The organism is Streptomyces sp. NPDC026206 (assembly GCF_040638465.1).
Taxonomy (GTDB): domain Bacteria; phylum Actinomycetota; class Actinomycetes; order Streptomycetales; family Streptomycetaceae; genus Streptomyces.
The window spans coordinates 119,123-143,578 of the sequence record NZ_JBEZYL010000010.1 but is presented as its reverse complement, the minus strand read 5'-3'; the positions used below and the strand labels follow the sequence as shown (position 1 = coordinate 143,578).

Below are 24,456 nucleotides of genomic sequence, written 5' to 3'. Positions count from 1 at the left end.
ATGGACGACAGGTCCCCAGCGACAGCCCGTGCCCTGTGGACGTTGTACGAACCCGTCCACGCCGTCGTCTATTTCGCCCCCGAGGCGCTCGCCGCCTTCGAGGAGGCGGGCCTGCGCGGCTGGCGGCGCGGCTACTTCGCGGGGCGGGCGGCTCCGCTGGGGCCGGCCGGCCCGGCGCCGGTGACCGCGGCGTTCTTCACCTTCGCCCCGGGGACCGTCTCCCGGGCTCTGCCCTCGGTGTGGGGGATCGTCCCGCCCGCGCGGGCGCTGGAGATCCGTCGCTCGGGCACGCGGGCCGCGCTGGCCCGGCTGCTGTGCGGAATGGAGAAGGAGGTCGAACGGGCGGGCGAACTGCTCCTCTCCTATGCCGGAGGCCTCGACCAAGGCGGGCGGGTGCTGTCCGCCGCGAACGCGGCACTGGACGTCCCCGGCCACCCGCTCGACCGCCTGTGGCACGCGGCGACGCTGCTGCGCGAGCACCGGGGCGACGGCCATGTGGCGGCGCTGGTGGCCGCCGGGCTGGACGGCTGCGAAATCCTGGTGCTGCGCGCGGGCATCGACGTGCCGCGCTCGGAGCTCCAGCCCTACCGGGGCTGGAGCGACGCCGAGTGGGAGGCGGCCGGGCGACGCCTGGCGGGGCGCGGGCTGCTCGCGGCGGACGGCTCGGCGACGGACGGGGGCCGACGCCTGCTCGCGGCGGCCGAGGAGGCCACGGACCGGGCGGCGGCCCGCCCGTGGCAGGGCGCCGGGCCCGGGGACGTACGGGAACTCACCGAGGCCCTCGCACCGTTGGCGCGGGCGTGCGCGACAGCACTGCGCTTCCCCAACCCGATCGGTCTTCCGGCGGCCCCGGAGGTCACAGCCGCTCGATGACGGTGACGTTCGCCTGTCCGCCTCCCTCGCACATCACCTGCAGACCGTAACGCCCGCCGGTGCGCTCCAGTTCGTGCAGCAGCGTCGTCATCAGCTTCGCGCCGGTCGCGCCCAGCGGGTGGCCGAGCGCGATGGCGCCGCCGTTGACGTTGACCCGCTCCGGGTCGGCCCCGGTCTCCGTCAGCCAGGCCAGCACCACCGGCGCGAACGCCTCGTTGATCTCCACCAGGTCGATGTCGTCCATCGTCAGCCCCGCCCGGCGCAGGGCGTGCGCCGTGGCCGGGATGGGCGCGGTCAGCATGCGGATGGGGTCCTCGGCGCGCACGGACAGGTGGTGGACGCGTGCGCGGGGGGTGAGTCCGTGGTCGCGTACGGCACGTTCGCCCGCGATCAGCAGCGCGGCGGCGCCGTCCGAGACCTGGGAGGAGACGGCGGCCGTCAGCCGTCCGCCGGGCACGACCGGCGGGAGGGCGGCCATCTTGGCCAAGGACGTGTCCCGGCGCGGGCCCTCGTCCGTGGTCACGTCCCCGTAGGGGACGGTCTCGCGGGTGAAGCGGCCCTCGTCGATCGCGCGCAGCGCGCGCCGGTGCGAGCTCAGGGCGTACTCCTCCATATCCTCCCGGGAGATCCCCCACTTGTCGGCGACCAGCTCGGCGCCATGGAACTGGTTGACGGGCCGGTCGGCGTAGCGGGCCCGCCAGCCGTGCGAGCCGGCGAACGGCCCCTGCGTCAGCCCCAGCGGCTCGGTGGCGCGCTGGAAGGCGTAGCCGATGGGGATCTGCGACATGTTCTGGGTGCCGCCCGCCACGACGAGGTCCTGTGTGCCGGAGAGCACGGCCTGGGCGGCGAAGTGGACGGCCTGCTGGCCGGAGCCGCACTGCCGGTCCACGGTGACGCCCGGCACCTCCTCGGGGAGCCCGGCGGCCAGCCAGCTGGTGCGGGCGATGTCGCCGGCCTGCGGCCCTACCGTGTCGAGACAGCCGAGGATCACGTCGTCCACGGCGGCCGGGTCCACGCCCGTGCGCTCCATCAGCGCCGTGATGACGTGCGCGCCCAGGTCGGCCGGGTGCGCGGTGGCCAGTGCGCCGCCGCGCCTGCCGACGGGCGTGCGCACCGCTTCGACGATGTATGCCTCGGCCATGGCTGCTCCCGCGGGTCGTCAGTCCCGTACGGCGATGCCGTCCAGGACCATGGACAGGTACTGCCGGGCGATCTCCTCCGGACTGTGCGCCCCGCGCGGCCGGTACCAGGACGCCGCGACCCACACCGTGTCGCGCAGGAACCGGTAGGCGAGCCGGACATCGAGGTCGGCGCGGAAGACGTGCTCGGCCACGCCGCGCTCCAGGGTGCCCAGCCACAGCTCCTCGAACCTCTCCTGGGACTCGGCGAGGTAGCCGAAGCGGGGGTGGTCGACGAGGTGCCGGGACTCCTTCTGGTAGATGGCGACGGCGGCGCGGTGCCGGTCGATCTCCCGGAAGGACTCGGTGACGAGGGCCTCGATGGTCTCGCGGGGGCCCCGGCGGGCGGCGAGGACGGCGTCGTAGCCGGCCCACAGCTCGCCGAGGAAGGTGGAGAGGATCTCGTCCAGCATCGACTCCTTGGAGTCGAAGTGGTAGTAGAGGCTGCCGGCGAGCATGCCTGCCTCGTCGGCGATCCGGCGGACGGTGGTGGCGCTGTAGCCCTGCTCGGCGAACACCTCGGCCGCCGTCGCGAGCAGTTCGCCGCGCCGCGCGGGGGCCGGCTTGTCGGTGGTGGTCTTCTTGCTGATCGGCACGCCTTCATTGTCGTTCACGCGCGTTGCCGCTCATGCGCGCTGGCTGCTGACGGCGACGCTCTCGCCGGTCATGTACGAGGAATAGCCGCTGGCGAGGAAGACGATGACGTTGGCGACCTCCCAGGGCTCGGCGGCCCGCCCGAACGCCTCGCGCCCGGTCAGCTCGGCGAGCATTTCGGGCGTGGTGACCCTGGCCAGGTGCGGGTGGGCGGCGAGGCTGGGCGACACGGCGTTGACCCGCACTCCATAGGCGGCGGCCTCGACCGCCGCACAGCGGGTGAGGGCCATGACGCCGGCCTTGGCCGCGGCGTAGTGGGCCTGGCCGCGCTGGGCGCGCCAGCCGACGACGGAGGCGTTGTTGACGACGACTCCGCCGGCGCCGCTCGCCCGCATGCGGCGCAGGGCTGCGCGGGTGCAGCGGAAGGTGCCGTTCAAGGTGGTGTCGATGACCTTGTCCCACTGTTCGTCGGTCATGTCCGCGAGGTCGGCGGTGCCGCCGAGGCCTGCGTTGTTGACGAGGATGTCGAGCGGGCCGTGGCGGGTCTCGGCGAGATCGAGCAGCGCGGCGATCTGCGTGACGTCGGTGACGTCGCAGGGCATTCCGGCCACCCGCTGCCCGCCGTACTCCTGGGCGAGGGCGGCGACGGTCTGCGCGAGGCGGCGTGCGTGGGCGTCGCCGAGGACGACGCCGGCGCCTTCTTCGAGGAAGCGCCGGGCCGTCGCCCCGCCGATGCCGGTGCCCGCGGCGGCCGTGATGACGGCGCTGCGGCCGGACAGCAGGTCATGAGCGGGGACGTAGGGCGGGGGGCCGGAGCACTCGACGCTGCTCATGGCCACACGCTAACCTACCAAACACTTGTTAGGGAAGGATGCCAGATGGCCCCTGACGCAACGGTGCTCTACGAACGGCGCGCACCGGTCGCGCGGATCACCATGAACCGGCCGGAGTACCGCAACGCCCAGAACTCGGCGATGACTTACGCCCTGGACCGGGCCTTCTACCGGGCCGCCGACGACGACGAGGTCAAGGTGGTCGTCCTGGCGGGGGCGGGCGAGCACTTCTCCGCCGGCCACGACATCGGCACCCCGCACCGCGACGCCCACCTGCCCTTCGAGCGCCGCGCCGGCCTGTGGTGGGACCACTCGGACAAGGCGGGGGCGGAGCAGCGGTACGCCCGCGAGTCCGAGGTCTACCTCGGCATGTGCCGCCGCTGGCGCGAGCTGCCCAAGCCGGTCGTGGCGAGCGTTCAGGGGGCGTGTGTGGCGGGCGGATTGATGCTGGCGTGGGTCTGCGATCTCATCGTGGCGAGCGAGGACGCCTTCTTCGCCGACCCGGTCGTCCGCATGGGCATTCCCGGCGTCGAGTACTTCGCCCACCCGTGGGTGATGCCGCCGCGTGTGGCGAAGGAGTTCCTGTACACCGGCGACCGGATGACGGCGCGGCGCGCGTACGAGGTGGGCATGGTCAACCGCGTGGTGCCGCGCACCGAACTCGCCGTGGCCACGGCTGCCCTGGCCGAACGCGTGGCGCGCATGCCCCGCATGGGGCTCGCGCTCGCCAAGCGGGCCGTCAACCAGGCCGAGGACCTGCAGGGGCTGCACGCCGGACTGGACTCCGTCTTCGGCCTCCACCATCTGGCGCACGCGCACAACGCCGAGACGTCCGCCGATCCGCTGGGCGGCATGGACGTGCGCGCCATGAAGGACGCCGCGCCATGAAGGACGTCTGATGGACCTCGACTTCACCGCCGCCCAGGCCGCGTTCCGCGCGGAGGCCCGCGCGTGGCTGGCGGAACACATCCCCTCCACCCCGCTCGCCTCGCTGGAGACCCGGCAGGGCTTCGCCGAGCACCGGGCGTGGGAGCGGACGCTGCACGAGGGCCGCTGGTCGGTGGTCTCCTGGCCGCACCGCTTCGGGGGCCGGGACTGCTCGCTCCTGGAGTGGCTGGTCTTCGAGGAGGAGTACTACGCGTGCGGCGCCCCCGCCCGCGTCTCGCAGAACGGCATCCATCTCCTCGCGCCCACGCTCTTCGAGCACGGCACGGAGGAGCAACGCGCCCGCCTCCTGCCCTCGACGGCGAGCGGCGCGACGGTCTGGGCCCAGGCGTGGTCGGAGCCGGACGCCGGCTCCGACCTCGCCTCCCTGCGGTCGGCCGCGGTGCGCACGGACGGCGGCTGGCTGCTCAGCGGTCAGAAGACCTGGTCCTCGCGGGCCGCCTTCGCGGACCGTGCCTTCGGTCTGTTCCGCAGCCACCCGGGCGCGGACCGGCCGCACCAGGGGCTGACGTACGCCATGTTCCCGCTCGACGCGGAAGGGGTGAGCGTGCGGCCCATCGGCCGTCTCGACGGCAAGCCGGCCTTCGCGGAGATCTTCCTCGACGAGGTCTTCGTCCCCGACGCGGACGTCGTCGGCGAGCCGGGCCGGGGCTGGCGGGTGGCGATGAGCACCGCCGGCAGCGAGCGCGGGCTGACCCTGCGCAGCCCCGGCCGCTTCACGGCGGCCGCGCGAAGGCTCGTCGCCCTGTGGCGCTCGACCGCCGGCCCGGGCGACACGGCGCTCCGCGACCGGGTCGCGGACGCGGTGATCCGCGCCCGCGCGTACCAGCTGTACGGCTACGCGCAGGCCGCGCGGGACGCCGCCGGTGCGGCACCCGGTGCGACGCCCGGTGCGGAGTCCAGCCTCACCAAGGTCTTCTGGTCCGAGCTGGACCTCGCGCTGCACGAGACGGCGCTGGACCTGCTGGGACCGGACGGCGAACTCGCCGGCGCGGCCCCCTGGCACGACGGCTGGGCGGAGGGGTGGACCTTCGCCCTGGCCGGGCCGGTCTACGCCGGTACGAACGAGATCCAACGCGACGTCATCGCCGAGCGGCTGCTCGGCCTGCCGAAGGGGCGGCGCGGATGAGGACGGACAACGGCCGGGGGGCCGGGGAATCGCCCCCGGGGCGACACCGTACGGAGCGGTTGCCCGGCTCGCCGGGAGGGCGGCGGGGATGAGGTTCGCGCTGGATGACGGGCAGGTGGCCTTCGGGCAGGTGCTGGGGCGGATGTTCGCGGCGGCCGACGTTCCGGCGGCGGTACGGGCCTGGGGGCGCGGGGAGCACGGTCCGGGGCTGGCGCTGTGGCGGCGGGCCGTGGAGGCGGACGTCTTCGCGCTGGCGGCACCGCAGGGATACGGCGGGCTGGGGCCCCTTCCGGTGGAACTGGGCGTCGCGTTCGTCGAGTCGGGCCGCCACTGCGTGCCGGGTCCGCTGGTCGAGACGGTGGCGGTCACGGCCCTGCTGGTGCGGCTCGCGGAGTCGGGTGAGCAGGCGCCCGCGAAGGAGTGGGTGCCGCGCCTGTGCACGGGGCGGGCGAGGGCGACGCTGGCGGCGCCGGCCGGTGGGCCGTACGCGCTGGACGCGGACGCCGCCGACGCCGTGTTCTCGGTGACCGGCATCGACGGCACGACCGACGGCGGGGCGCCCGCGTGGGCGTACGGCCGGCAGGGCCCGGACACCACGGCCGCCGGCGCCGGCGGCCGGGCCGAGCTGCGCCTCGCGCCCGGCCACGGCCCCGTGCGGGCCTCCCTCGATCCCGCGCGGCGGCTCGCCCGCCCTTCGCCGGGCGGGGAGTTGCTCGCCGCCGGGCCCGCCGTGCGGGACGCCGCTGCGCATGCCGCCGACTGGGCGGCATTCGCGACCGCCGCGCAGGCGCTGGGTGTGGGCCTGGCCCTGCTGGACCGGACGGTCGCGTACGCCGGGCAGCGTGTGCAGTTCGGCCGGCCGATCGGCTCGTTCCAGGCGGTCAAGCACCGGCTCGCGGACACGCTCATCGGCCTGGAGTTCGCCCGGCCGCTGCTGTACGGCGCCGCCGTGGCGCTGGCCGCGCGCACCCCCGACGCCCCCGCGGCCGTTGCTGCGGCCAAGGTGGCCGCGTGCGAGGCCGCGTACGCGGCGGCCCGTAGCGCGCTGCAGGTGCACGGGGCGATCGGCTACACCGCCGAGTACGACCTGTCGCTGTGGATCGGCAAGGCCCGGGCGCTGTTGTCCGCCTGGGGCGGCCCCGAAGACTGCCGGCGGAAGGTCCTTCACATGTAAAACAACGCCGCGCTGCTCGCGGCCGGCCGCCTCGACCTCGCCCTGTACACCACCGCCGGTGCGCTGTGCGCCCTGTACGGGCACGACCGGCCGTACGCGGCGCGCGCCCGGACGCTCGCCAAGGTTGTTCTCGGCGCGGTCGCCGGCATGGGTGCGGCACTGGTCAGCGCTTCCCTCATCGCCTGTGCCCCACTGCTGGTCCTGTTCGCCTCGCTGGTGGCGGCGGCCCAGAAGGTGCTGTGCGACGCGGCGAGGACCGGGCCGCCCGGCAGCATCGTGCTCACCTTCGTCTCGTCGACCGCGTTCTTCGTGCCCCAGCGCCTCGGCGAGTCCCGTCCCGCCTCGGTCTCGTCGCGGCCTCCGGCGCACTGGCCCGGCTCGTCTGCATGGCCCCCGCGCTGCTGCGCCCGCAGGGCCCCGGTGCCGGAACCCCGGCCCGTTCCCGGTGTGCGGGCACGGCTGCGCCCCGGCTCGCCCCTGGTGCCCGTCGGCGCCCGCGTCGCGGTCGGCGCCACCCTCGCCGGCTGGGCCTCGCTCGCGCTCGGCAGCGCCCACCCGTACTGGGCGGTCGTCACCGCCGCCGCGGTCTTCCAGGCCAACACCACCCTCTCCTGGCAGCGGGCGGTGCAGCGGGCGCTCGGCAACCTCCTGGGCCTGCTGCTCTTCACCGCACTGCTGCCCCTCACCCGGACGGGTGAGATCGCGCTGGTGCTGGTCACCCTCGTCCTGCAGATCGGCGCCGAGGCCGTCATGGCCCGCAACTACTGGCTGGGCAGCATGTGCGTGACGCCGATGGCCCTGCTGCTGGGCGAGTTCGCCGGGACGCACCCGGCAGGCGGGCTCGTCGCCGACCGCTGGACCGACACGCTCGTCGGCGTCACGACCGGCCTGCCGGTCTGCGCGCTGGTGACCAACCGGCGCGCGGCGGACCGGATCGAGGCCGCACTCACCCGCGCCGCAGCCGCGCGTACCACCGCATCGGCCCTGCCCGGTTCGGCACATCCCGGCGACGAGGCGGCCCGCACCGCGCGGGACCGGCTCGCGGCCGCCCTGGGAGAGTTGCGCGAGGCCGCCGACGCCGCGGCCGGCGAGTGGTGGCAGCGCCCTCTGCCGCGGGACCGGGTGGCCCGGGAGGAGGACGAGGGCCGATGGGTCCTGGCCGCGCTCGCGGGGCGGGACACCTCCCCTGTGGCGGCCGGGTAGCGGGGCGCGTACTCCAGTGGGGCCCCGCGGAACCGGTCACGGCAGAATCTACGGAGAGCACCGACTGGAGAGGACCGACACTGTGGCCGAGGACATCGTCGCGCGCGTGCTGCGCCAGTGGCAGCAGGTCCACCCGGGACTCGACACCGCGCCGATGGCCGTGATCGGCAGGCTCAACCGCTGTGCCGCCCTGCTGCAGCAGGCGACGGACGCCCCGCTGGTGCGGGAGGGGCTGACGCGGGCGGAGTTCGACATCCTGGGCACCCTGCGGCGTACGGGACGGGAGCTGACCCCGGGGCAGATCGCCCGGGAGACGTTCGCCTCCGGGGCGGCCGTCACCAAGCGGCTGCGGGTCCTGGAAGGGCGGGAGCTGGTCGCCCGGCGGCCCGACGACCGGGACCGGCGGGTCGCCCACCTCTCCCTCACCCACGCCGGCGAGGAGCTCATCGACCGGCTGATCCCGCTCCAGCTCGGCTACGAGCAGGCGTTGCTGGCGGGGCTGGGCAAGGACCGTCAGGACGAGCTCGCGGGCACCCTGGCGGAGCTGCTCGTACTCCTCGAGGGACGACTCGGCGGCCTCCAGCCCTGACCACCACCTCGCACAGGGCGGATCCCCCGGTCCGCCCCGCACGCCGATGTGCCACGTCCGTGGCGCACCGGGAACCGCACGCCGCGTTCCCGCCGTCGCGGCCCCACGCGCACTACGAGAACGTCGCGGGCAGCGAGCTGCCGGCCGCCTCGCCCGCGCCCGGCACCCGTCAGGCCGCGGGTGAGGCGGGCGGAATGACCACGGGCGCGATGTACTTGTTGTCGCAGGTCTGGTCGGCCAGCTTCTTGCCGCCGCCGGAAAGGACCACCTTGACCTCTTCGGCCGGCAGGTCGCCGGGCACCCCGTTGTGGGCGGCGGTGCACACGAGTTGGCTGCGGGCGGTCGGCGAGAGGCGGGTGACGTCCAGCGGCAGCTGGATGGTGACGGTGCCCTGGCCGGTGACGACCTCGATCCGCCCGCCGAACCTCGGCAGCTCGGAGTAGAGCCCGCGGATCCTCTCGGGCTCGTTGGGCCCGGCCAGCAGCAGCGGCACGGCCTCCTCGGCGCTCACCTCTCCCCCGGCCGGACGGGACACCGCCTGCAGGCCTCCGGGGTAGCCGAAGTAGAGCCGGGCCTCCTTCACCGGGACGCCCGGGCGCTTGGCGCCCTGGGCGGGCCGGCCCACCTCGATGACCCCGGTCGGCTCCACGCCGCAGCCGGCCAGGACGCCGGCGAGCGCTCCGGACAGGACCACCGCGGCCACGACGCGTCGTACGTTCACGCCTCCTCGCCTCCTCGCCGCAGCGGGAGGTCGACGGTGAACACCGCTCCTCCCCCGGGGCCGTTGGCGGCCCGGACCGTACCGTCGTGCAGGCGTACGTTCTCCAGGGTGATGGCGAGGCCGAGGCCGCTGCCCTCGGAGCGGACCCGGGCGGCGTCGGCCTTGAAGAACCGGTCGAAGACGTGCGGCAGCACGTCGGGGTCGATGCCCTCACCGCGATCGGCGATCTCGATCAGCAACCGCGGCTCGGCCGCCCCGTCCCCGGGCCCTGCCACCCGCACGGCGACGCTCACCGGCTCACCGCCGTGGCGCAGGGCGTTGCCGACGAGGTTCGCGACCACGACGTCGATGCGGCGCGGGTCCAGCCGCGCCCGTACGTCCTCGGGCAGGTCGGCCGTCACCTTCTCCTGCCAGCCGCGCGCCTGCAGGGTCTTGCGGACGGTTTCGGCGACGTCGACCTCGTCAAGGTGCAGGGCGGCGGCGCCGGCGTCGAAGCGGGATATCTCCATCAGGTCCTCGACCATGCGGGCGAGCTTGCCGGTCTCCTCGCTGATCAGCCGGACCGCGTAGGCGGTGTCGGGGTCGAGCGTGGCGGCGTCCTCGTCGAGGACGTCGACGACGGCGGTCATCGCGGCCAGCGGGGTCCGCAGCTCGTGCGAGACGTCGGCGGCGAAGCGGCGGGAATTCGCCTCCATGCGGCGCAGCTCCGCCACGTTCTTCTCCAGGGCGGCCGCCATGTCGTTGAACGTGCGCGAGAGGTCGGCGAGCTCGTCGCGTCCGGTCACCTTCAGGCGGGTGTCCAGCTCGCCCTCGGTGATCTGCTGGGTGGCCCGGCGCAGTTCCCGTACGGGCCTGAGCACTCCGCGCGCGGCGATCAGGGCGGGCACCACGGCCAGCGCGATGGCCGGCAGGGCCCCGCTCTGCGCCGCCTCGACCAGTGCCCGGACATTGGCCTCGTCCTGGCGCAGCGGCACCTGGGCGTAGACCTCCAGGCCGGACATCTGCCCGGCGTCGTCCCGGTAGGCGACCGGCAGGCCGATCACGAGCCAGGGGGAGCCGTCGACGTCCAGGCGCTGGAAGGCGGCGATGCCTCCGCGGACCTTGTCGCGCACTCCGGACGGCAGGTGGGTGTCCACGGTCCCCTTGATGTTGTTCGGCACCATGGGCCCGTCCTTGTAGCGGGCGTGCACGATCCAGCGCTGCGCCTGTCCCGCCCGGCCGAGGTCCTGGGTGAACTTCAGCAGATCGGTGTTGCGCGGCGGGAAGCGGAGGTCGGGCACCTGCGAGTCGACCTGTGAGCGCAGGGCGTTCACGGCCGTGTCCTGGGTGCGCTTGAGGATCGCCGTGCGGGCCTCGCGGAAGGTCAGCGCGGCCGTGGTGAGCGCGCTCAACGCGGCGACCAGCAAGAACGCGACGACGAGCCTCGCGCGCAGCCCGCGCGCGAGGGTGCGCAGGGCCGGGCGCCGCACGGTGGGGCGACGCAGCACCGGTCGTTTCACAGCAGTACCGCTCGTTCTACAGGGGGCCGAAGCGGTAGCCGAAGCCGCGCACGGTCTGGATGTATTTCGGGGAGCGCGTGGACTCCTCGACCTTGGTGCGCAGCCGCATGACGCAGGCGTCCACGAGCCGGGCATCACCGTGGTAGCTGTGCTCCCAGACGTGTTCGAGGAGTTGCTGGCGGCTGAAGACGCGGCCCGGGGTGGCGGACAGGTACAGCAGCAGCTTCATCTCGGAGGGGGCGAGCGCCAGGTCCTGGCCGTTCTTGGAGACGAGCAGGCCGGCGCGGTCGATGGCCAGGTCACCGTGGACCTCGGCGGCTGCCTGGGCCACGGCCGGGTCCGGGCCGCCGCCGTCGACGGGCGCGGCGCGGCGCAGGACGGCGCGGATGCGGGCTTCGAGGACCTCGCCGCGGGCGGGCTTGACGATGTAGTCGTCGGCGCCGGCCTCCAGGCCGAGGACGACGTCTATGTCGTCGCCGCGCGCGGTGAGCATGATGATCGGGATCTGCTGGGTGGCGCGGATGCGGCGGCAGACCTCGAAGCCGCTCGTGTCGGGCAGCATCAGATCGAGGAGGACGAGGTCGGGCCGGAAGCTGTCCAGGGCGGTCAGCCCTGCCTCACCGGTGGCAGCGGCTTCGACCTCGTGGCCGCGGCGGCGCAGGGTGAGGGTGACCCCATCCCGTACGGCCCGGTCGTCCTCGATGAGAAGCACGCGTGACATGGGGACCAGTATCGGTCGTGGGTGCGAGTGGACGCGCCTTGGGGTGGGCCCACCGGTGGAACTGTCACGGAGTGCTCATATTCGGGGCGCGGCTGCGAAGGCCGGGCAGAGCCCTCCCCTGCCCGCCCCTTCCCGCGCAGCGCAGCCCCGGGGCTAGCCGCCGATGTGCCGCAGCAGCAACCCGCGGAAGTCACGGTCGAACGCCTCGTACCGCGAGCGCAGCCGCCCGCCCGGCCAGCCGGCCGGCAGCAGGGCCGGGGGCAGCACCGGGTCGGCGAGGAGGTGTCGCAGTACGGCCGCGGAGACGGTGAAGCGCTCGGCGAGGCGGTCGGGGCCCTCCGGCAGGGCTTCCAGGGCCGCCTCCAGGGCGCGGGCGTGCCGTGCCCACCCGTCCAGGTCCCACAGGGCGGCGGCGAGCGCGGCCGGGTCGCCCTCGGGGGCGCCGGTGAGCAGGGTGCACTGGCCGGTCACCACCGGCGGCCGGTCCCGGACGAGGTTGGCCGGGCGCAGCCAGCAGCCCTCGCGGAGCTCGGCCAGGCGCAGGGCAGCCATGGCCTGGCGCAGGGCGGCCCGGTCGGGGGCGGCGCGGCGCTCACCGGTGACGACGGCGATCTCCCAGCCGCCGGCCCAGGGGCGGGTGCGCGGGGCGCGGCTGTCGTCCTGCCGGGCCTGGCGGGCCAGGAGCCGGTCGGTGAGCCGGTAGGTGCCGTCGCGCTGCTCAAGGTCACCGGCGGCGACCATGCGGGTCAGGGCGGTGCGCACGGTTCCCTCGGCGGTGCCGAAGAGCTGGCCGACGCGGACCAGGGCGCGGGCGGGGAGCGCGGGCGGGTGGTGGCCGAGGAGGGTGGACAGCACGACCGAGCGCGCGGTCAGCGGCCGCAGGCGCAGCGCGGCGGTGTCCTTGAGGGGTGCGGTGTCTTCCATGTCCGGCGAAACCCTATCCATTACAGTCCTGCATCACGCATTATGAAATTGTAATGCCGTGCTCGTGTCCCGCCCGGAGGTCGTCGTGAGCGCCACCCACGAAGTGTTCAACCAGGCCCCGCCCCTGACCGGTTTCTCCACCGCCGACGACCCCGCCCTGCTGGAGGCCCTGCGCCGCGACGGCGGAGCCTGGGGCGAGGCGGAGGTCCGTGAGCTGGGCGCCCGGGCCGGGTCGCAGGAGGTGCAGGACTGGGCGCGGATGGCCGAGGCGAGCCCGCCCGTGCTGCGCACCCACGACCGGTACGGCCACCGCGTGGACGAGGTCGACTTCCACCCCGCCTGGCACGATCTGATGACCGTGGCCGTGGAGAGCGGCCAGCACGCCGCGCCCTGGACCGAGGCCCGCTCCGGCGCGCACCTGGTGCGGGCGGCGAAGTTCTACGTCTGGGCCCAGGCCGAGCCCGGCCACGGCTGCCCCGTATCCATGACCTACGCGGCCGTCCCCGCCCTGCGCGCCGAGCCCGCACTGGCCGCCCGCTACGAGCCGTTGCTGGCGTCCCGGACGTACGACTACGGGCTGCGCCCGCCGCTCGGCAAGCAGGGCCTGATCGCGGGCATGTCGATGACAGAGAAGCAGGGCGGCTCGGACGTCCGGGCCAACACCACGACGGCGGTACCGGCCGGCGACGGCTCGTACGTCGTCACCGGCCACAAGTGGTTCACGTCCGCGCCGATGAGCGACGTCTTCCTGTTGCTGGCGCAGACCGGTGAGGGCCTGACCTGCTTCCTGATGCCGCGCGTCCTGCCCGACGGGACCCGCAACGCGATGCGCCTGCAGCGGTTGAAGGACAAGCTCGGCAACCGCTCCAACGCCTCGGCGGAGATCGAGTACGAGCAGGCCGTGGCCTGGCCCGTGGGGGAACCCGGGCGCGGGGTGCGCACGATCGTCGAGATGGTCAACATGACGCGGCTCGACTGCGTCATCGGCTCCGCGGCCGGCATGCGCGCCGGGCTGCGCCAGGCCCTGCACCACACCGCCCACCGCCGGGCCTTCGGCGTCGAGCTGATCGACCAGCCGCTCATGCGCAACGTCCTGGCCGACCTCGCCGTGGAGTCCGAGGCCGCCACCGTGCTCGCGATGCGGCTCGCGGCGGCCCTCGACCGCTCCGGGGCCGGTGACGCCTCCGAGTCGGCGCTGCGGCGGCTGGGCCTGGCCGCCGGCAAGTACTGGGTCTGCAAGCGCGGCAGCGCGCACGCCGCCGAGGCCCTCGAATGCCTGGGCGGCAACGGCTACGTCGAGGAGTCCGGCATGCCCCGGCTCTACCGGGAGGCGCCGCTGCTGTCCATCTGGGAGGGCTCGGGCAACGTGGCGGCACTGGACGTGCTGCGGGCGCTGCGCAGGGAACCGGCCGCCGTGGACGCCTACTTCGCGGAGGTCGGCCTGGCGGCCGGGGCGGACGCCCGGCTCGACGCCGCCGCCGCGCGCCTGCGCGAGCTGCTCGGCACGCTCGGCGACCCGCACCACGCCCAGCTGGCCGCCCGCCGGGTCGCCGAGCAGCTCACGCTCGTCCTCCAGGGCAGCCTGCTGGTGCGCCACAGCACCACCGCCGTCGCGGACGCCTTCTGCGCCTCGCGGCTCGGCGGGGACTGGGGGCAGGCGTTCGGCACCCTGCCCACCGGAACGGACCTCGGCCCGGTCCTCGACCGGGCGCTGCTCAAGGACACGCCGTGAGCGTGCGCTCCGAACGCCGGGGCGCCGTCACCACCGTCGTCCTCTCCCGGCCCGCCGTCCGCAACGCCGTGGACGGCCCCACCGCCGCCGCGCTCGCCGACGCGTTCCGGGCGTTCGAGGCGGACGACGGGGCGCGGGCGGCGGTGCTGTGGGGCGCGGGCGGCACGTTCTGCGCGGGCGCCGACCTCAAGGCCTTCGGCACCGGACGTGGCAACCGGGTCGCCCCCGGCGGCGACGGGCCGATGGGCCCCACACGGCTGCGCCTGTCGAAGCCGGTCGTCGCCGCGGTGAGCGGCCACGCGGTGGCGGGTGGCCTGGAGCTGGCGCTCTGGTGCGACCTGCGCGTGGTGGAGGAGGACGCGGTCTTCGGGGTCTTCTGCCGCCGCTGGGGCGTCCCCCTGATCGACGGCGGCACGGTCCGGCTGCCCCGGCTGATCGGCATGAGCCGCGCCATGGACATGGTCCTCACCGGCCGCCCGGTGCCCGCGAGGGAGGCATACGAAGCAGGACTCGCCAACCGCCTCGTGCCGCCCGGCTGTTCGCGTGCGGCGGCCGAGGAGCTGGCGGCCCGGATCGCCCGCTTCCCGCAGCTGTGCCTGCGGGGCGACCGCGCCTCGCTGCTGGAGCAGGAGGGCCTTCCCGAAGGACGGGCCATGGCGGCCGAACTGGCCCACGGGCTGGCCTCCTTGGCCGAAGCGGGTGCGGGCGCGGCCCGCTTCGCCGCGGGCGCGGGACGGCACGGGGACTTCAGCGAACCGTGAGCGGCCGCTCACCCGACCGTGTCCTTTTTTCACCCCATCGAACGAAACAGGACGAAGCAGCCCGCACGCGGGGACGTGAGCCCCCCAAGCTCGCCGTCGTGAGCGGATGGCGTCGGGCAGGACGAGCGGGTTGCGTGGCCTTCGTGGCCGTACTGGCGACGGCGGGCGCCGGCCCCGTGCCCGGCGACGGACCACCCGGCGGACCACCCGGCGCCCCACCGTCCCTGACGGTACGCACGCCCTCCATGACGGCCCGCACGCACGCGGGAACCGCCGACGGGCCCGCCACAGCCGTCGCGAGCGCCGGGCCCGGGTGCCTGACGGCGTTCGCGGGGGACGGCGACAGCTTCGCCGCGGCCTCACTGTGCTCACCGCCGCCACCGCCCTCCTCTGCCCCGGTTCCCCCGCCGCCTGTGCCGCCGCCCACGCACACGCCGCCGCGGCCGCCCGGGCCGGAGCCCAAGGCGCCCGGGGCCGCAGCCCCGGCGTCGCCGCGCCCCACACCGCCGCCCGCAGCGCTCCGCGCGCCGCAGCTGCCCCTGGAGGCCGCTCCGGCCCCGCCACCCTCCCTCGTCCCGGCAACCGTCTCGCCGCCCACGTCGCACGTCATGCCCCGCGCGTACCACCAGAGCGTCACCAAGCCGGCCAAGGGCGGCGCTTCGCTGGTCATGCTCACTCTGGTGCTCACCGCCCCCGCCGTGCTCGCCGCCGCACTGCTGCGCCCGCGCTCCGGCAGCCGCAGCCGCTGACCCCCGCATCACCGCCTCTGGAGGTTCCCCTTGTCCGAGTGGCTGGTTCTGGTCCTCGCCATGCTCGCCGCGTGCGCGGTCGTCCTGTCCATCACCGTGCTGCGGCAGCGCAGGATCAGCGATGACGACGACCCGTCCGAGACCCCCGATGTCATCGAGTACATGACCATGATGGTCGGCGTGGTCTACGCCATCGTCCTGGGCCTGGCCATCGCCGGCGTCTGGGAGGGGCGCAATTCCGCGCAGGACACCGTCCGGGCGGAGGCGCAGGCCCTGCACGAGGTGACCGAACGGGTCCAGGCGTACGCGCCGGCCGCCCGGGACCGCACGCGCGAGGACGTCAACGCCTATGTCAGTCATGTGGTCAGGACGGAGTGGCCCGTCATGCTGGAGACGGGTGAACTCACCGACAAGGGCACCCGGCTGCTGGACAAGGTGCGGGCGGACCTCACGTCGTACAAGCCGGGCGACGACCACGAGGGCCAGTCGTACCAGCCGCTGCTGGACCAGGTCGGTGCGGCGGACGCGGCGCGCAACGCGCGGGCCCGGGCCGCCGGTCCGACGATGCCGGGTGTGGTGTGGTTCGGGCTGATCGGAGGGGCACTGGTCGCGGTGGGGCTGATCTTCACGCTGCAGATCAGGCGTTCGCCGCGCGAGCTCATGCTGGCCGGGATCTACAGCGCGCTGATCGCCTTCCTCCTCTTCCTGATCTGGGACTTCAACTCGCCCTTCGGGCACGCGGTGGCGGATTCCACGGGCGCGTTCAGCGATCTGTTCGGCGTCTGACCGGCGTCTGACCGGGCGGGCGACCGCACTCGTTCGTCCATCCTCCCCTGGCGGGCGCATCGAGGCCCCGTCACAATGTCCGGGTGACCATGAGTGCGGTGCGGAGGCATGTTTTCCGGTCAGTCGCCGGGGGCCGCCGCCCGCACGGTCACCGTCGGCGCCGCCACGGTGGCGCCCTGCCACCACGCTCTCCGCGTTCCCCGGGCGCGGTCCCCCGGGGGACCGCAGAATGACCGGTTCACGGTCCGTTCCCCGGCGCACCCGACTGCTGCCGGTGTTTTGGGGGTACGGAGCAACGGACGGGAGGTAGCAAGCGTGACCGACTGCTTTGCTGACAGGGAAGGCCTCACCAGGCCGGTCGGCGAATCGGAAGCCGACGCGTTCGTTCGCGGCATCTGCTTCAAGACCGGGCCGCCCCGCCTTCTCGGTGTCGAACTGGAATGGCTCGTGCACGATCTGCACGACCGCACCCGCCCCGTCGCCCCCCACCGTCTGGCGGCCGCCGCCGACCGGGTGGGAGCGCTGCCGCTGCGGTCGTTGTTCACCGTCGAACCCGGGGGCCAGCTGGAGTTCAGCTCGCAGCCCGCCGGCTCCCTCACCGCCTGTGTGGAGGAGGTCACCGCCGATCTCGCCCTCGCCCGCGCCGAGCTGCGCGAGCTGGGCCTGGCCCTGGCGGGCTACGGCAAGGAGCCGTGGTACGAACCTCCCCGCGTCCGCGGTGAGGCCCGCTACAACGCGATGGAGACCTACTACGACCGGATCAACGGCGCCGGGCGCAACGTCATGTGCCGCACGGCGTCGGTGCAGGTCTGCGTGGACGCGGGGTACGAGGAGCCCGGACCGCTGGGGTACGCGCAGCGCTGGCGGCTCGCGCACCTGGTGGGCGCGGTGCTCTCCGCCGCGTTCGCCAATTCCCCGCTGCACCTGGGCCGGCCCAGCGGCTGGCGCTCCAGCCGGCAGGCCTGTTACGCGCGGATGGATCCCGGCCGCACCCTGGCCCCGGTCGGCAACCGCGATCTGCGGGCGGCCTGGGCGGCGTACGCGCTGAACGCGAACGTGATGTTCGTACGGTCCGAGAGGGAACCGTGGGCGGTGCAGCAGGGCCTGGCCCTGCGCCAGTGGGCCCGCACCGGCCGGCCACGGCCGGTGACCGCCGACGACGTGGCCTACCACCTGACCACGCTGTTCCCGCCCATAAGGCCGCGCGGCCACCTGGAACTGCGCATGATCGACGCGCAGTACGGGGAGGACGGCTGGATCGTGCCGCTGGCGGTGACCGCCGCGCTGTTCGACGACCCCTCGGCGGCGGAGGCCGCCTTCCGCGCGGTGAAGGCACTGGCGGACACGCCCGGCCCGCAGCCCCCGCCGCGCAATCCGCTCTGGCGCAGGGCGGCCCGGCACGGCATGGCCGACCCCGAACTGCACGCCGCCGCCGTGGCCTGCTTCGCCGCGGCCCGTGAAGCGCTGCCCCGGCTGGGCGCGCAGATACGGGTCCTCGACGCCGTGGACGAGTTCACCGCCCGCTACATCGACCGCGGCCGGTGCCCCGCCGACGATCTGCTCGACGAGGTCACCCGGCAGGGGGGCCGGCCATGAGCGCGGCCGGGCCGGATCCCGTCGTCCTGCGGGAGCGCGCCGCGAGCGCCCTGCTCACCGCCCGCGAGCGCACCCGCGCCCTCACCGCCTTTGCCGACGAGCGCGAACTGACCACCCAGCACTCGCCGCTGATGTCCCCGCTGGTGTGGGACCTCGCGCACATCGGCAACCAGGAGGAGCTGTGGCTCCTGCGTGCCGTGGCCGGGCACGAGGCGCTGCGGCCCGGGATCGACTCCGTGTACGACGCCTTCGAGCACTCCCGCGCCGAGCGGCCGACACTGCCCCTGCTGTCGCCCGGGGAGGCGCGGGGGTACGTCGCGGAGGTGCGCGGCCGGGTGCTGGACGTCCTGGACAGCGCCCCGGTGGCCGGGGGCGGGCCGCTGGTGGAGGACAGCTTCGCCTTCGGCATGGTCGCCCAGCACGAGCAGCAGCACGACGAGACCATGCTCATCACTCACCAGCTGCGCAGCGGCCCGGCGGCGCTCACCGCCCCCGAGCCGCCGCCGGCGCCGGATGCGGCCCTGATGCCCCCGGAAGTGCTGGTGCGCGGTGGCCCCTTCACGATGGGGACCTCCACCGAGCCCTGGGCGCTGGACAACGAGCGGCCCGCCCACCCCCGCTTCGTGCCCTCGTTCTTCATCGACACCCTGCCGGTGAGCAACGGCGCGTATCAGCTGTTCATCGAGGACGGCGGCTACGACGACCCGCGCTGGTGGCACCCGGAGGGCTGGGAGCAGGTGCGCCGCCACGGGCTGGCGGCGCCGCTGTTCTGGCGCCGCGAGGGCAGCGTCTGGGTGCGGCGGCGGTTCGGGGTCGTGGAGCCCGTACCGCCGGCCGAGCCCGTGCTGCACGTGAGCTGGTACGAGGCCGGGGCCTACGCGGCATGGGCGGGGCGGCGGCTGCCGACGGAGGCCGAGTGGGAGAAGGCCGCCCGCCACGACCCGGCTACGGGCCGTTCGATGCGCTATCCGTGGGGCGACGAGGACCCCGGCCCCGACCACGCCAACCTCGGCCAGCGGCATCTGCGGCCGGCGCCGGTGGGCGCCTATGCGCGGGGCGCCTCACCGCTGGGGGTGCGGCAGCTGATGGGTGACGTGTGGGAGTGGACGTCCAGCGACTTCCTGCCGTACCCGGGCTTCCGGGCCTTCCCCTACCGGGAGTATTCGGAGGTGTTCTTCGGCGACCGCTACAAGGTGCTGCGCGGCGGCTGCTTCGCCGTCGACCCGGTGGCCTGCCGGGGGACGTTCCGCAACTGGGATCTGCCGGTCCGCCGGCAGATCTTCTCCGGTTTCCGTACGGCACGTGACGCGGAACCTTCCTGATGTGCCGTCATATCGCGGTGCTGGGCCCCACCGCCCCGCTCGGCGAGAGCCTCGTCGAACCCCCGTACTCCCTGCTCCGCCAGTCGTGGGCGCCGCGCCACATGAGGCACGGCACGGTCAACGCCGACGGCTTCGGCGTCGGCTGGTACGCGCCCGGTGACCCCCTGCCCGCGCGCTACCGGCGGGCCGGGCCGATATGGGGGGACGAGTCGTTCGCCGATCTCGCCCGGGTCGTACGGACCCGGGCGCTGCTGGCCGCGGTGCGGGACGCGACCCTCGCGGGCGCGGACGCCGAGGCCGCGGCGGCCCCCTTCGCAGCCGGCCGCTGGCTGTTCAGCCACAACGGCGCGCTGGCCGGCTGGCCCGGCTCGGCGGCCCCGCTCGCCGCGCTGCTGCCGCCGGGCGCGCTGCTGCGGCTCGCCGCCCGGTGCGACTCGGCGTTCGTCTGGGCACTGGTGGAGCAGCGGCTGCTGCGCGGCGAGACCCTGGGGCGGGCGCTGGCCGGGGCGGTGACGACGCTGGCGCAGGCCGCGCCGGGCTCACGGCTCAATCTGCTCCTCACCAACGGGGCAGCCGTCGCCGCCACGGCGTGGGGGGACTCGCTCTGGTATCTCGCCGGCACCGGCAGGGGCCGGACGGTCGTGGCGTCCGAGCCGTACGACGACGATTCCCGCTGGGCCGAGGTCCCCGACCGCACGCTGCTCAGAGCCGACCGCACCGGCGTCACCCTGTCCCCACTCGCCCCGCAGTCCTCGCGTTCGCCGCGCCTTCCGCTCAAGGAGCCCGTTCTGTGAGCCCGTTCGTCCTCACCCGCACCCTCCCCCTCGACGCGACCGCCGCCGCCCTGCGGGCGGACGTGGCCGAAGGCCTGACCCGCTCGCCCAAGGAACTCCCCCCGAAGTGGTTCTACGACGCCCGCGGCAGTGAGCTGTTCGACGAGATCACCTCGCTGCCCGAGTACTACCCCACCCGTGCCGAGCGCGAGATCCTCATCGCCCGCGCCGGTGACATCGCCGGGGCCACCGGCGCCCGCACGCTCGTCGAGTTGGGCTCGGGCTCCTCGGACAAGACGCGCCACCTGATCCGGGCGCTGCGGGAGCTGGAGGCCTACGTTCCCGTGGACGTCAGCGAGAGCGCGCTCTCCGGCGCCGCGCGGACGCTGCTCGCCGAGCACCCGGCGCTGACCGTGCACGCCCTCGTCGCCGACTTCCAGTACGGGCTCACACTGCCCGAGGTCCCCGGGCCGCGCCTGATCGCCTTCCTCGGCGGCACGATCGGCAACCTGCTGCCGCCCGAGCGCGCGACCTTCCTCGCGGGCCTGCGCTCCGGGCTCGCACCCGGCGACGCGCTGCTGCTGGGCACCGACCTGGTCAAGGACGAGCAGGTGCTCGTGCCCGCCTACGACGACGCCCGGGGGGTCACGGCCGCCTTCAACAAGAACGTCCTGGCCGTCATCAACCGCGAGCTCGGCGCCGACTTCGACCCCGCCGACTTCGACCACGTCGCCCTGTGGGACGCGCGACGCGAATGGATCGAGATGCGGCTGCGGGCCCGTACGCCCGTGGTGGCCAAGATCACCGCGCTGGATCTGGCCGTGCACTTCGAGGCGGGCGAGGAGCTGCGGACCGAGGTCTCCGCGAAGTTCCGCCACGAGGGCGTACGGCGGGAGCTGGCGGCGGCCGGTCTGGAACTCACCCACTGGTGGACGGACGAGGAGGGGCGGTTCGCCCTGTCCCTGTCCGTACCGGGGCTCGTTGGTTAGCCTCCTTGTCGCCGAAGGGGCTCGGTGGCGGTGCGCCTGGCGAAGGCGGGCCGGTGGCCGGTGACGGTCGTGCCGTAGCCCTCGTGCCGCCCCCGCCTCGCGCCCGCGCGGAAGGTGGGGCACGGTGAGGGGGTCAAGGCCGTCCACTCGCCTGGAGAAGCACCCATGACGAACCACACCTACCGCGTGACCGAGATCGTCGGGTCGTCCCCGGAGGGCGTGGACGAGGCCATCCGTAACGGTCTCGCGCGTGCCTCACAAACGCTCCGGAACCTCGATTGGTTCGAGATCACGCAGATCAGAGGGCACTTCGACCAAGGCGAGATCGGTCACTACCAGGTGGGTCTGAAGGTCGGGTTCCGGCTGGAGGAAGGCGACTGACCTCTCAGGGCCGTGCCGGGCCGACGGCAACCGGGAGGGCCTTCAGGGCGTGGGAGCGGAACGAGGCACGCCACCGCAGCTCCTGCGGCGCGGTGGCGAGGCCGATGCGCGGAAAGCGCCGCATGAGGGTGCCGAGAGCGATCTCGGTCTCCATGCGGGCGAGCGGCGCCCCGAGGCAGTAGTGCATGCCCTGGCCGAGCGAGAGGTGCTGCTTGTCCTCGCGGTGGATGTCGAACGCGTCCGGACCGGGGTAGCGGCCGGGGTCGCGGTTGGCCGAGGCGATGCCGAGCATCACGGTGTCGCCGGCCGGAACGCGGACGCCGCCGATGTCCAGGTCCTCCGTGGGAAACCGGCGGATGGCCCACTGGTTGGGATGGGCATGGCGCAGGATCTCCTCGGCCGCGGCCGGCAGGAGGGCCGGGTCGGCACGCACCTCCTCGAACTGGCGGGGATGGCCGAGCAGGGTCAGCAGGCCGTTGGTGATGAGGTGCTGGGTGTTCTCGCTGCCCGCGAGCAGGATGAGGAAGGCGAGAGAGACCAGTTCGTCCTCGCTGAGCCGGTCCCCCTCGTCGCGGGCGGTGATCATCGCCGACAGCAGGTCCTTCCCGGGGGCGGCGCGCCGGGTGGCGACCAGGTCGAGGAGGAAGCGGTGGATGTGGCCGACGCTCTCCGCGACCTGCCCGGGGTGGGAGGGGTCGAACATCGAGCCCGCCCAGGCGGAGAACGGGCGGCGGCTGTCCTCGGGTACGCCCAGCAGGTCGCCGATGACGATCAGGGGCAGGGGGTTGGCGTAGTGCTCGACGAGGTCGGCCGTGCCGCCGCGGGCGGCGAGTCCGTCGGCGAGGTGATCGGCCGCGACCTGTACGCGCCCGCGCAGGTCCTCGATGCGGCGCGGGGTGAACGCCTTGGAGACCAGGCGGCGCAGCCGCAGGTGGTCGGCCGGGCCGATGTTGAGCAGGTTGGCGTCCAGGGCCGGCGGCAGGGTGAAGCCCTTGTAGCCGCTGCGGGAGTGGGCCTTGTCGACCGACAGCCTCGGGTCGGTCAGCCCCGCGCGGACGTCCGTCTCGCGCAGCACCAGCCATATCGCGGCGCCGTCGGGGGTGCTGACGTGGTGCACGGGGGCCGCTGGGCGCAGCCGCGCGTACACCGCGTACGGGTCGTCGAAGAACGCCGCGTCGAACGGCATGGGGAGGGTGTGCGACGGGGCCGGCTCGGTCATGCTGCTTCCTCGGTCCGGGGGTTCGTGGTGTCCGCGACGGCGGCGGTGACGAGGGGGGAGCTGTGGAACGCGCGGGCCAGCTTCCGCTGGAAGGCCAGTTCGGCGACGAGGTCGCCCGGCTCGGCGACCCGCGGGGTGTGCGTGTGTTCGACCGGCCGCCGCCCTGCGGCCTTCGCCCGGAGGGCGGCTCGGAGCTGGGCCGCCTCGATCGTGGCGGCCACGTCGTCGTCCGCGAGACCGGCGGCCTCGGCCCGCAGGCGGGCGGCCCCGGCCACGGCGGGGTCCATCCAGGTCCGCAGGGACCACTGGGCGTCGCGGATCTCCACCACCGTGCGGTAGAGCCGGGTGCGCAGGTCCGCGTGGGGGTCCAGCGGGATCACGGGCTCTGGCACCAGGGCGGTGACCCGGCGGTGGAGGGAGGCAAGCTCGCGGTAGGCGAGACGGTCCCTGATCCACTCCCCCAGGGTGCTGAGGTGGCGTCCCCAGTCGGGAAGCGTCCAGCCGGCGGTCTTGGTGAGGGTGGCGATGGTGACGGCGATCTGGGCGACCGGCTCCCAGGCGCGTCCGTCGGTACCGAACTGCCCGGCGACGACGTCGGCGGCGCGGCAGCCGCTGTAGACCAGGGCGAACGGCAGGGTGAGGGCGATCAGGAGGAGTCCGCGGCGCAGCCACGGCGTGGGGGCGACCTTGGCGTAGCGCCATCCCAGGATGCCGACGTCGATCTGGTTGGCCGTGTAGGCGAGGAGGTAGACGACGATGTACGCGGGGTAGTACTGGGCCTTGGACAGGGCGAAGTCGTTCGGGGCTTCCCGCTGGACGGTGGCTGCCGAGAACAGGCTGACCATCGTGGCGAGGACCAGGGCGAGCCCGATCAGGCGGGGGGCCGCCTTGCGCCAGGCGGTGGCCCGGTCGTGGGTGAGGTGCAGCAGGACCAGTTGCTGGCACCCGGACATGAGGACCACGCAGCTCTGGGTGAGCAGTCCGGAGAAGTTGACGATGCCCACGGTCTTGCTGACGGCCACCCAGACGGCGGGAGTGGAGACCGTGTAGGTGATCCAGAGCAGGAGAAAGTTCCCCGTCAGTGCCAGCTGTGCGGGCGACCGGTCGGTACGCAGGACGCGCGTCTTGTAGAGCAATGCCAGTAACGCCACCACGGCGCAGACCGGGTAGAGGACGCTATTCATTTCTCCCTCGGTGGGTCGGGGACTCCAGGGCGGCGAGCCGGGCGGCCAGTTCCCGGGCCTCGGGCGGCACCGCCCAGGTCCGCTGTGCCGTCCACGTGCTGATCTGGCGGCCGATGAGGGAGCCGACGAGTTCGGCTTCGAGTTCGACGTCGGAGTGCTCGTGTTCGCGGCCGAGGACTCTGCGCACCATGTCGGGGTCGAGGGAGGGCAGCAGGAGCCGGGAGGAATCGGGCGTCATCACGGGTGCCGCGTCGTGATCGCAGACGACGTGGCCGATCTCGTGGAGGATCACCTGGTGCTGGTGGACGGGGGCGAGGCGCTGTTCGAAGACCACGTAGTCCTGGGCGTCCGCGGAGACCCACAGCCCGTCGGGGCTGCCGAGCGGCAGGTCGAGGGGGATGAGGTGGATGGGCCGGCCGTGCAGCCGGCTGATGTGTGCGCAGACCTCGTCGATCGTCAGGGTGCCCCGGCCCGGCAGGCCCAGGGCCCGTACTCGCTCCTCGCACTGTTCGCGGATGCCTCCCGGGCGCCTCTCGCCCGCTCCGAGCCGCCATCGCACCACGATCACCGTCTCCCGGCCC

The 24,456-nt window shown here is 74.1% G+C and carries 25 protein-coding genes; 15 read left to right on the top strand and 10 right to left on the bottom strand.

Annotation, left to right across the window (positions count from 1 at the left end):
• Window positions 1–873 (top strand): hypothetical protein, encoded by an 873-nt coding sequence (locus AB0F13_RS16890; protein WP_362081945.1) that lies wholly within the window; start codon window positions 1–3, stop codon window positions 871–873.
• Here the strand turns inward: AB0F13_RS16890 and AB0F13_RS16885 are convergent.
• Genes AB0F13_RS16885 through AB0F13_RS16875 form a run of 3 tightly spaced genes read right to left on the bottom strand, consistent with a single transcriptional unit; the run spans window position 857 to window position 3,478 of the window.
• Window positions 857–2,014 carry an acetyl-CoA C-acetyltransferase gene (locus AB0F13_RS16885; protein WP_362081942.1) on the bottom strand — a complete coding sequence of 386 codons (1,158 nt, stop codon included), beginning with the start codon at window positions 2,012–2,014 and terminating at the stop codon, window positions 857–859. The genes AB0F13_RS16890 and AB0F13_RS16885 overlap by 17 nt on opposite strands.
• A gap of 18 nt (window positions 2,015–2,032) precedes the next feature.
• Window positions 2,033–2,647 (bottom strand): TetR/AcrR family transcriptional regulator, encoded by a 615-nt coding sequence (locus AB0F13_RS16880; RefSeq protein WP_362081939.1) that lies wholly within the window; start codon window positions 2,645–2,647, stop codon window positions 2,033–2,035.
• A 30-nt stretch (window positions 2,648–2,677) separates the two neighbouring features.
• Window positions 2,678–3,478: an SDR family oxidoreductase gene (locus AB0F13_RS16875; RefSeq protein ID WP_362081936.1), complete on the bottom strand. Its 801-nt coding sequence runs from the start codon at window positions 3,476–3,478 to the stop codon at window positions 2,678–2,680.
• 45 nt (window positions 3,479–3,523) lie between these two features.
• On the opposite strand from AB0F13_RS16875, the gene AB0F13_RS16870 reads away from it, so the two are divergent.
• From AB0F13_RS16870 to AB0F13_RS16850, 5 genes are all read left to right on the top strand, one after another.
• A complete protein-coding gene (locus AB0F13_RS16870) occupies window positions 3,524–4,366 on the top strand; it encodes an enoyl-CoA hydratase (RefSeq protein WP_362081933.1) in 843 nt (280 codons plus the stop codon).
• A 10-nt stretch (window positions 4,367–4,376) separates the two neighbouring features.
• Window positions 4,377–5,552 (top strand): acyl-CoA dehydrogenase family protein, encoded by a 1,176-nt coding sequence (locus AB0F13_RS16865; protein ID WP_362081930.1) that lies wholly within the window; start codon window positions 4,377–4,379, stop codon window positions 5,550–5,552.
• An 88-nt stretch (window positions 5,553–5,640) separates the two neighbouring features.
• The gene (locus AB0F13_RS16860; RefSeq protein ID WP_362081927.1) at window positions 5,641–6,726 is read left to right on the top strand and encodes an acyl-CoA dehydrogenase family protein; all 1,086 of its coding nucleotides are present in this window, start codon (window positions 5,641–5,643) and stop codon (window positions 6,724–6,726) included.
• A gap of 147 nt (window positions 6,727–6,873) precedes the next feature.
• The gene (locus tag AB0F13_RS16855) at window positions 6,874–7,929 is read left to right on the top strand and encodes an FUSC family protein (protein ID WP_362081924.1); all 1,056 of its coding nucleotides are present in this window, start codon (window positions 6,874–6,876) and stop codon (window positions 7,927–7,929) included.
• Between the two features lie 82 nt (window positions 7,930–8,011).
• Window positions 8,012–8,518, top strand: a complete 507-nt coding sequence (locus tag AB0F13_RS16850; RefSeq protein ID WP_362081920.1) for a MarR family transcriptional regulator — start codon at window positions 8,012–8,014, stop codon at window positions 8,516–8,518.
• A 169-nt stretch (window positions 8,519–8,687) separates the two neighbouring features.
• Here the strand turns inward: AB0F13_RS16850 and AB0F13_RS16845 are convergent, their stop codons facing one another.
• From AB0F13_RS16845 to AB0F13_RS16830, 4 genes are all read right to left on the bottom strand, one after another.
• Window positions 8,688–9,239, bottom strand: a complete 552-nt coding sequence (locus tag AB0F13_RS16845; RefSeq protein ID WP_362081917.1) for a hypothetical protein — start codon at window positions 9,237–9,239, stop codon at window positions 8,688–8,690.
• On the bottom strand, window positions 9,236–10,738 hold the full coding sequence (locus AB0F13_RS16840; protein WP_362081914.1) for an ATP-binding protein: 1,503 nt from the start codon (window positions 10,736–10,738) through the stop codon (window positions 9,236–9,238). The genes AB0F13_RS16845 and AB0F13_RS16840 overlap by 4 nt, the downstream gene beginning before the upstream one ends.
• Window positions 10,739–10,754: 16 nt before the next feature.
• On the bottom strand, window positions 10,755–11,459 hold the full coding sequence (locus AB0F13_RS16835; RefSeq protein ID WP_362081911.1) for a response regulator transcription factor: 705 nt from the start codon (window positions 11,457–11,459) through the stop codon (window positions 10,755–10,757).
• A 153-nt stretch (window positions 11,460–11,612) separates the two neighbouring features.
• A complete protein-coding gene (locus AB0F13_RS16830) occupies window positions 11,613–12,383 on the bottom strand; it encodes a PaaX domain-containing protein, C- domain protein (RefSeq protein WP_362081908.1) in 771 nt (256 codons plus the stop codon).
• An 85-nt stretch (window positions 12,384–12,468) separates the two neighbouring features.
• On the opposite strand from AB0F13_RS16830, the gene AB0F13_RS16825 reads away from it, so the two are divergent.
• The 9 genes from AB0F13_RS16825 (at window position 12,469) to AB0F13_RS16785 (ending at window position 21,472) form a co-directional block, all read left to right on the top strand.
• Entirely contained in the window at window positions 12,469–14,115 is a 1,647-nt protein-coding gene (locus AB0F13_RS16825; protein WP_362082104.1) for an acyl-CoA dehydrogenase family protein, read from the top strand.
• Window positions 14,112–14,876: a crotonase/enoyl-CoA hydratase family protein gene (locus AB0F13_RS16820; RefSeq protein ID WP_362081905.1), complete on the top strand. Its 765-nt coding sequence runs from the start codon at window positions 14,112–14,114 to the stop codon at window positions 14,874–14,876. Before AB0F13_RS16825 ends, AB0F13_RS16820 begins: the two co-directional genes overlap by 4 nt.
• A gap of 245 nt (window positions 14,877–15,121) precedes the next feature.
• Window positions 15,122–15,625, top strand: coding sequence for a hypothetical protein (locus tag AB0F13_RS16815; RefSeq protein WP_362081903.1), 504 nt, complete (start codon window positions 15,122–15,124; stop codon window positions 15,623–15,625).
• A 30-nt stretch (window positions 15,626–15,655) separates the two neighbouring features.
• Window positions 15,656–16,411 carry a hypothetical protein gene (locus tag AB0F13_RS16810; protein WP_362081900.1) on the top strand — a complete coding sequence of 252 codons (756 nt, stop codon included), beginning with the start codon at window positions 15,656–15,658 and terminating at the stop codon, window positions 16,409–16,411.
• Between the two features lie 315 nt (window positions 16,412–16,726).
• Window positions 16,727–18,007: an ergothioneine biosynthesis glutamate--cysteine ligase EgtA gene (egtA, locus tag AB0F13_RS16805; protein WP_362081897.1), complete on the top strand. Its 1,281-nt coding sequence runs from the start codon at window positions 16,727–16,729 to the stop codon at window positions 18,005–18,007.
• Entirely contained in the window at window positions 18,004–19,329 is a 1,326-nt protein-coding gene (gene egtB, locus AB0F13_RS16800; protein ID WP_362081894.1) for an ergothioneine biosynthesis protein EgtB, read from the top strand. Before egtA ends, egtB begins: the two co-directional genes overlap by 4 nt.
• Complete coding sequence (gene egtC / locus AB0F13_RS16795; protein WP_362081891.1) at window positions 19,329–20,123, top strand: ergothioneine biosynthesis protein EgtC; 795 nt, start codon at window positions 19,329–19,331, stop codon at window positions 20,121–20,123. The genes egtB and egtC overlap by 1 nt, the downstream gene beginning before the upstream one ends.
• Entirely contained in the window at window positions 20,120–21,091 is a 972-nt protein-coding gene (gene egtD / locus AB0F13_RS16790) for an L-histidine N(alpha)-methyltransferase (protein ID WP_362081888.1), read from the top strand. The genes egtC and egtD overlap by 4 nt, the downstream gene beginning before the upstream one ends.
• A gap of 165 nt (window positions 21,092–21,256) precedes the next feature.
• Entirely contained in the window at window positions 21,257–21,472 is a 216-nt protein-coding gene (locus AB0F13_RS16785) for a dodecin (protein ID WP_362081885.1), read from the top strand.
• 4 nt (window positions 21,473–21,476) lie between these two features.
• Here the strand turns inward: AB0F13_RS16785 and AB0F13_RS16780 are convergent, their stop codons facing one another.
• From AB0F13_RS16780 to AB0F13_RS16770, 3 genes are read right to left on the bottom strand one after another with little or no spacing between them, the layout of a single operon-like run.
• Complete coding sequence (locus AB0F13_RS16780) at window positions 21,477–22,691, bottom strand: cytochrome P450 (protein ID WP_362081882.1); 1,215 nt, start codon at window positions 22,689–22,691, stop codon at window positions 21,477–21,479.
• On the bottom strand, window positions 22,688–23,875 hold the full coding sequence (locus AB0F13_RS16775) for an MAB_1171c family putative transporter (protein WP_362081879.1): 1,188 nt from the start codon (window positions 23,873–23,875) through the stop codon (window positions 22,688–22,690). The genes AB0F13_RS16780 and AB0F13_RS16775 overlap by 4 nt, the downstream gene beginning before the upstream one ends.
• Window positions 23,868–24,437 (bottom strand): hypothetical protein, encoded by a 570-nt coding sequence (locus AB0F13_RS16770; RefSeq protein WP_362081876.1) that lies wholly within the window; start codon window positions 24,435–24,437, stop codon window positions 23,868–23,870. The genes AB0F13_RS16775 and AB0F13_RS16770 overlap by 8 nt, the downstream gene beginning before the upstream one ends.
• Between the last annotated feature and the right edge of the window lie 19 nt (window positions 24,438–24,456).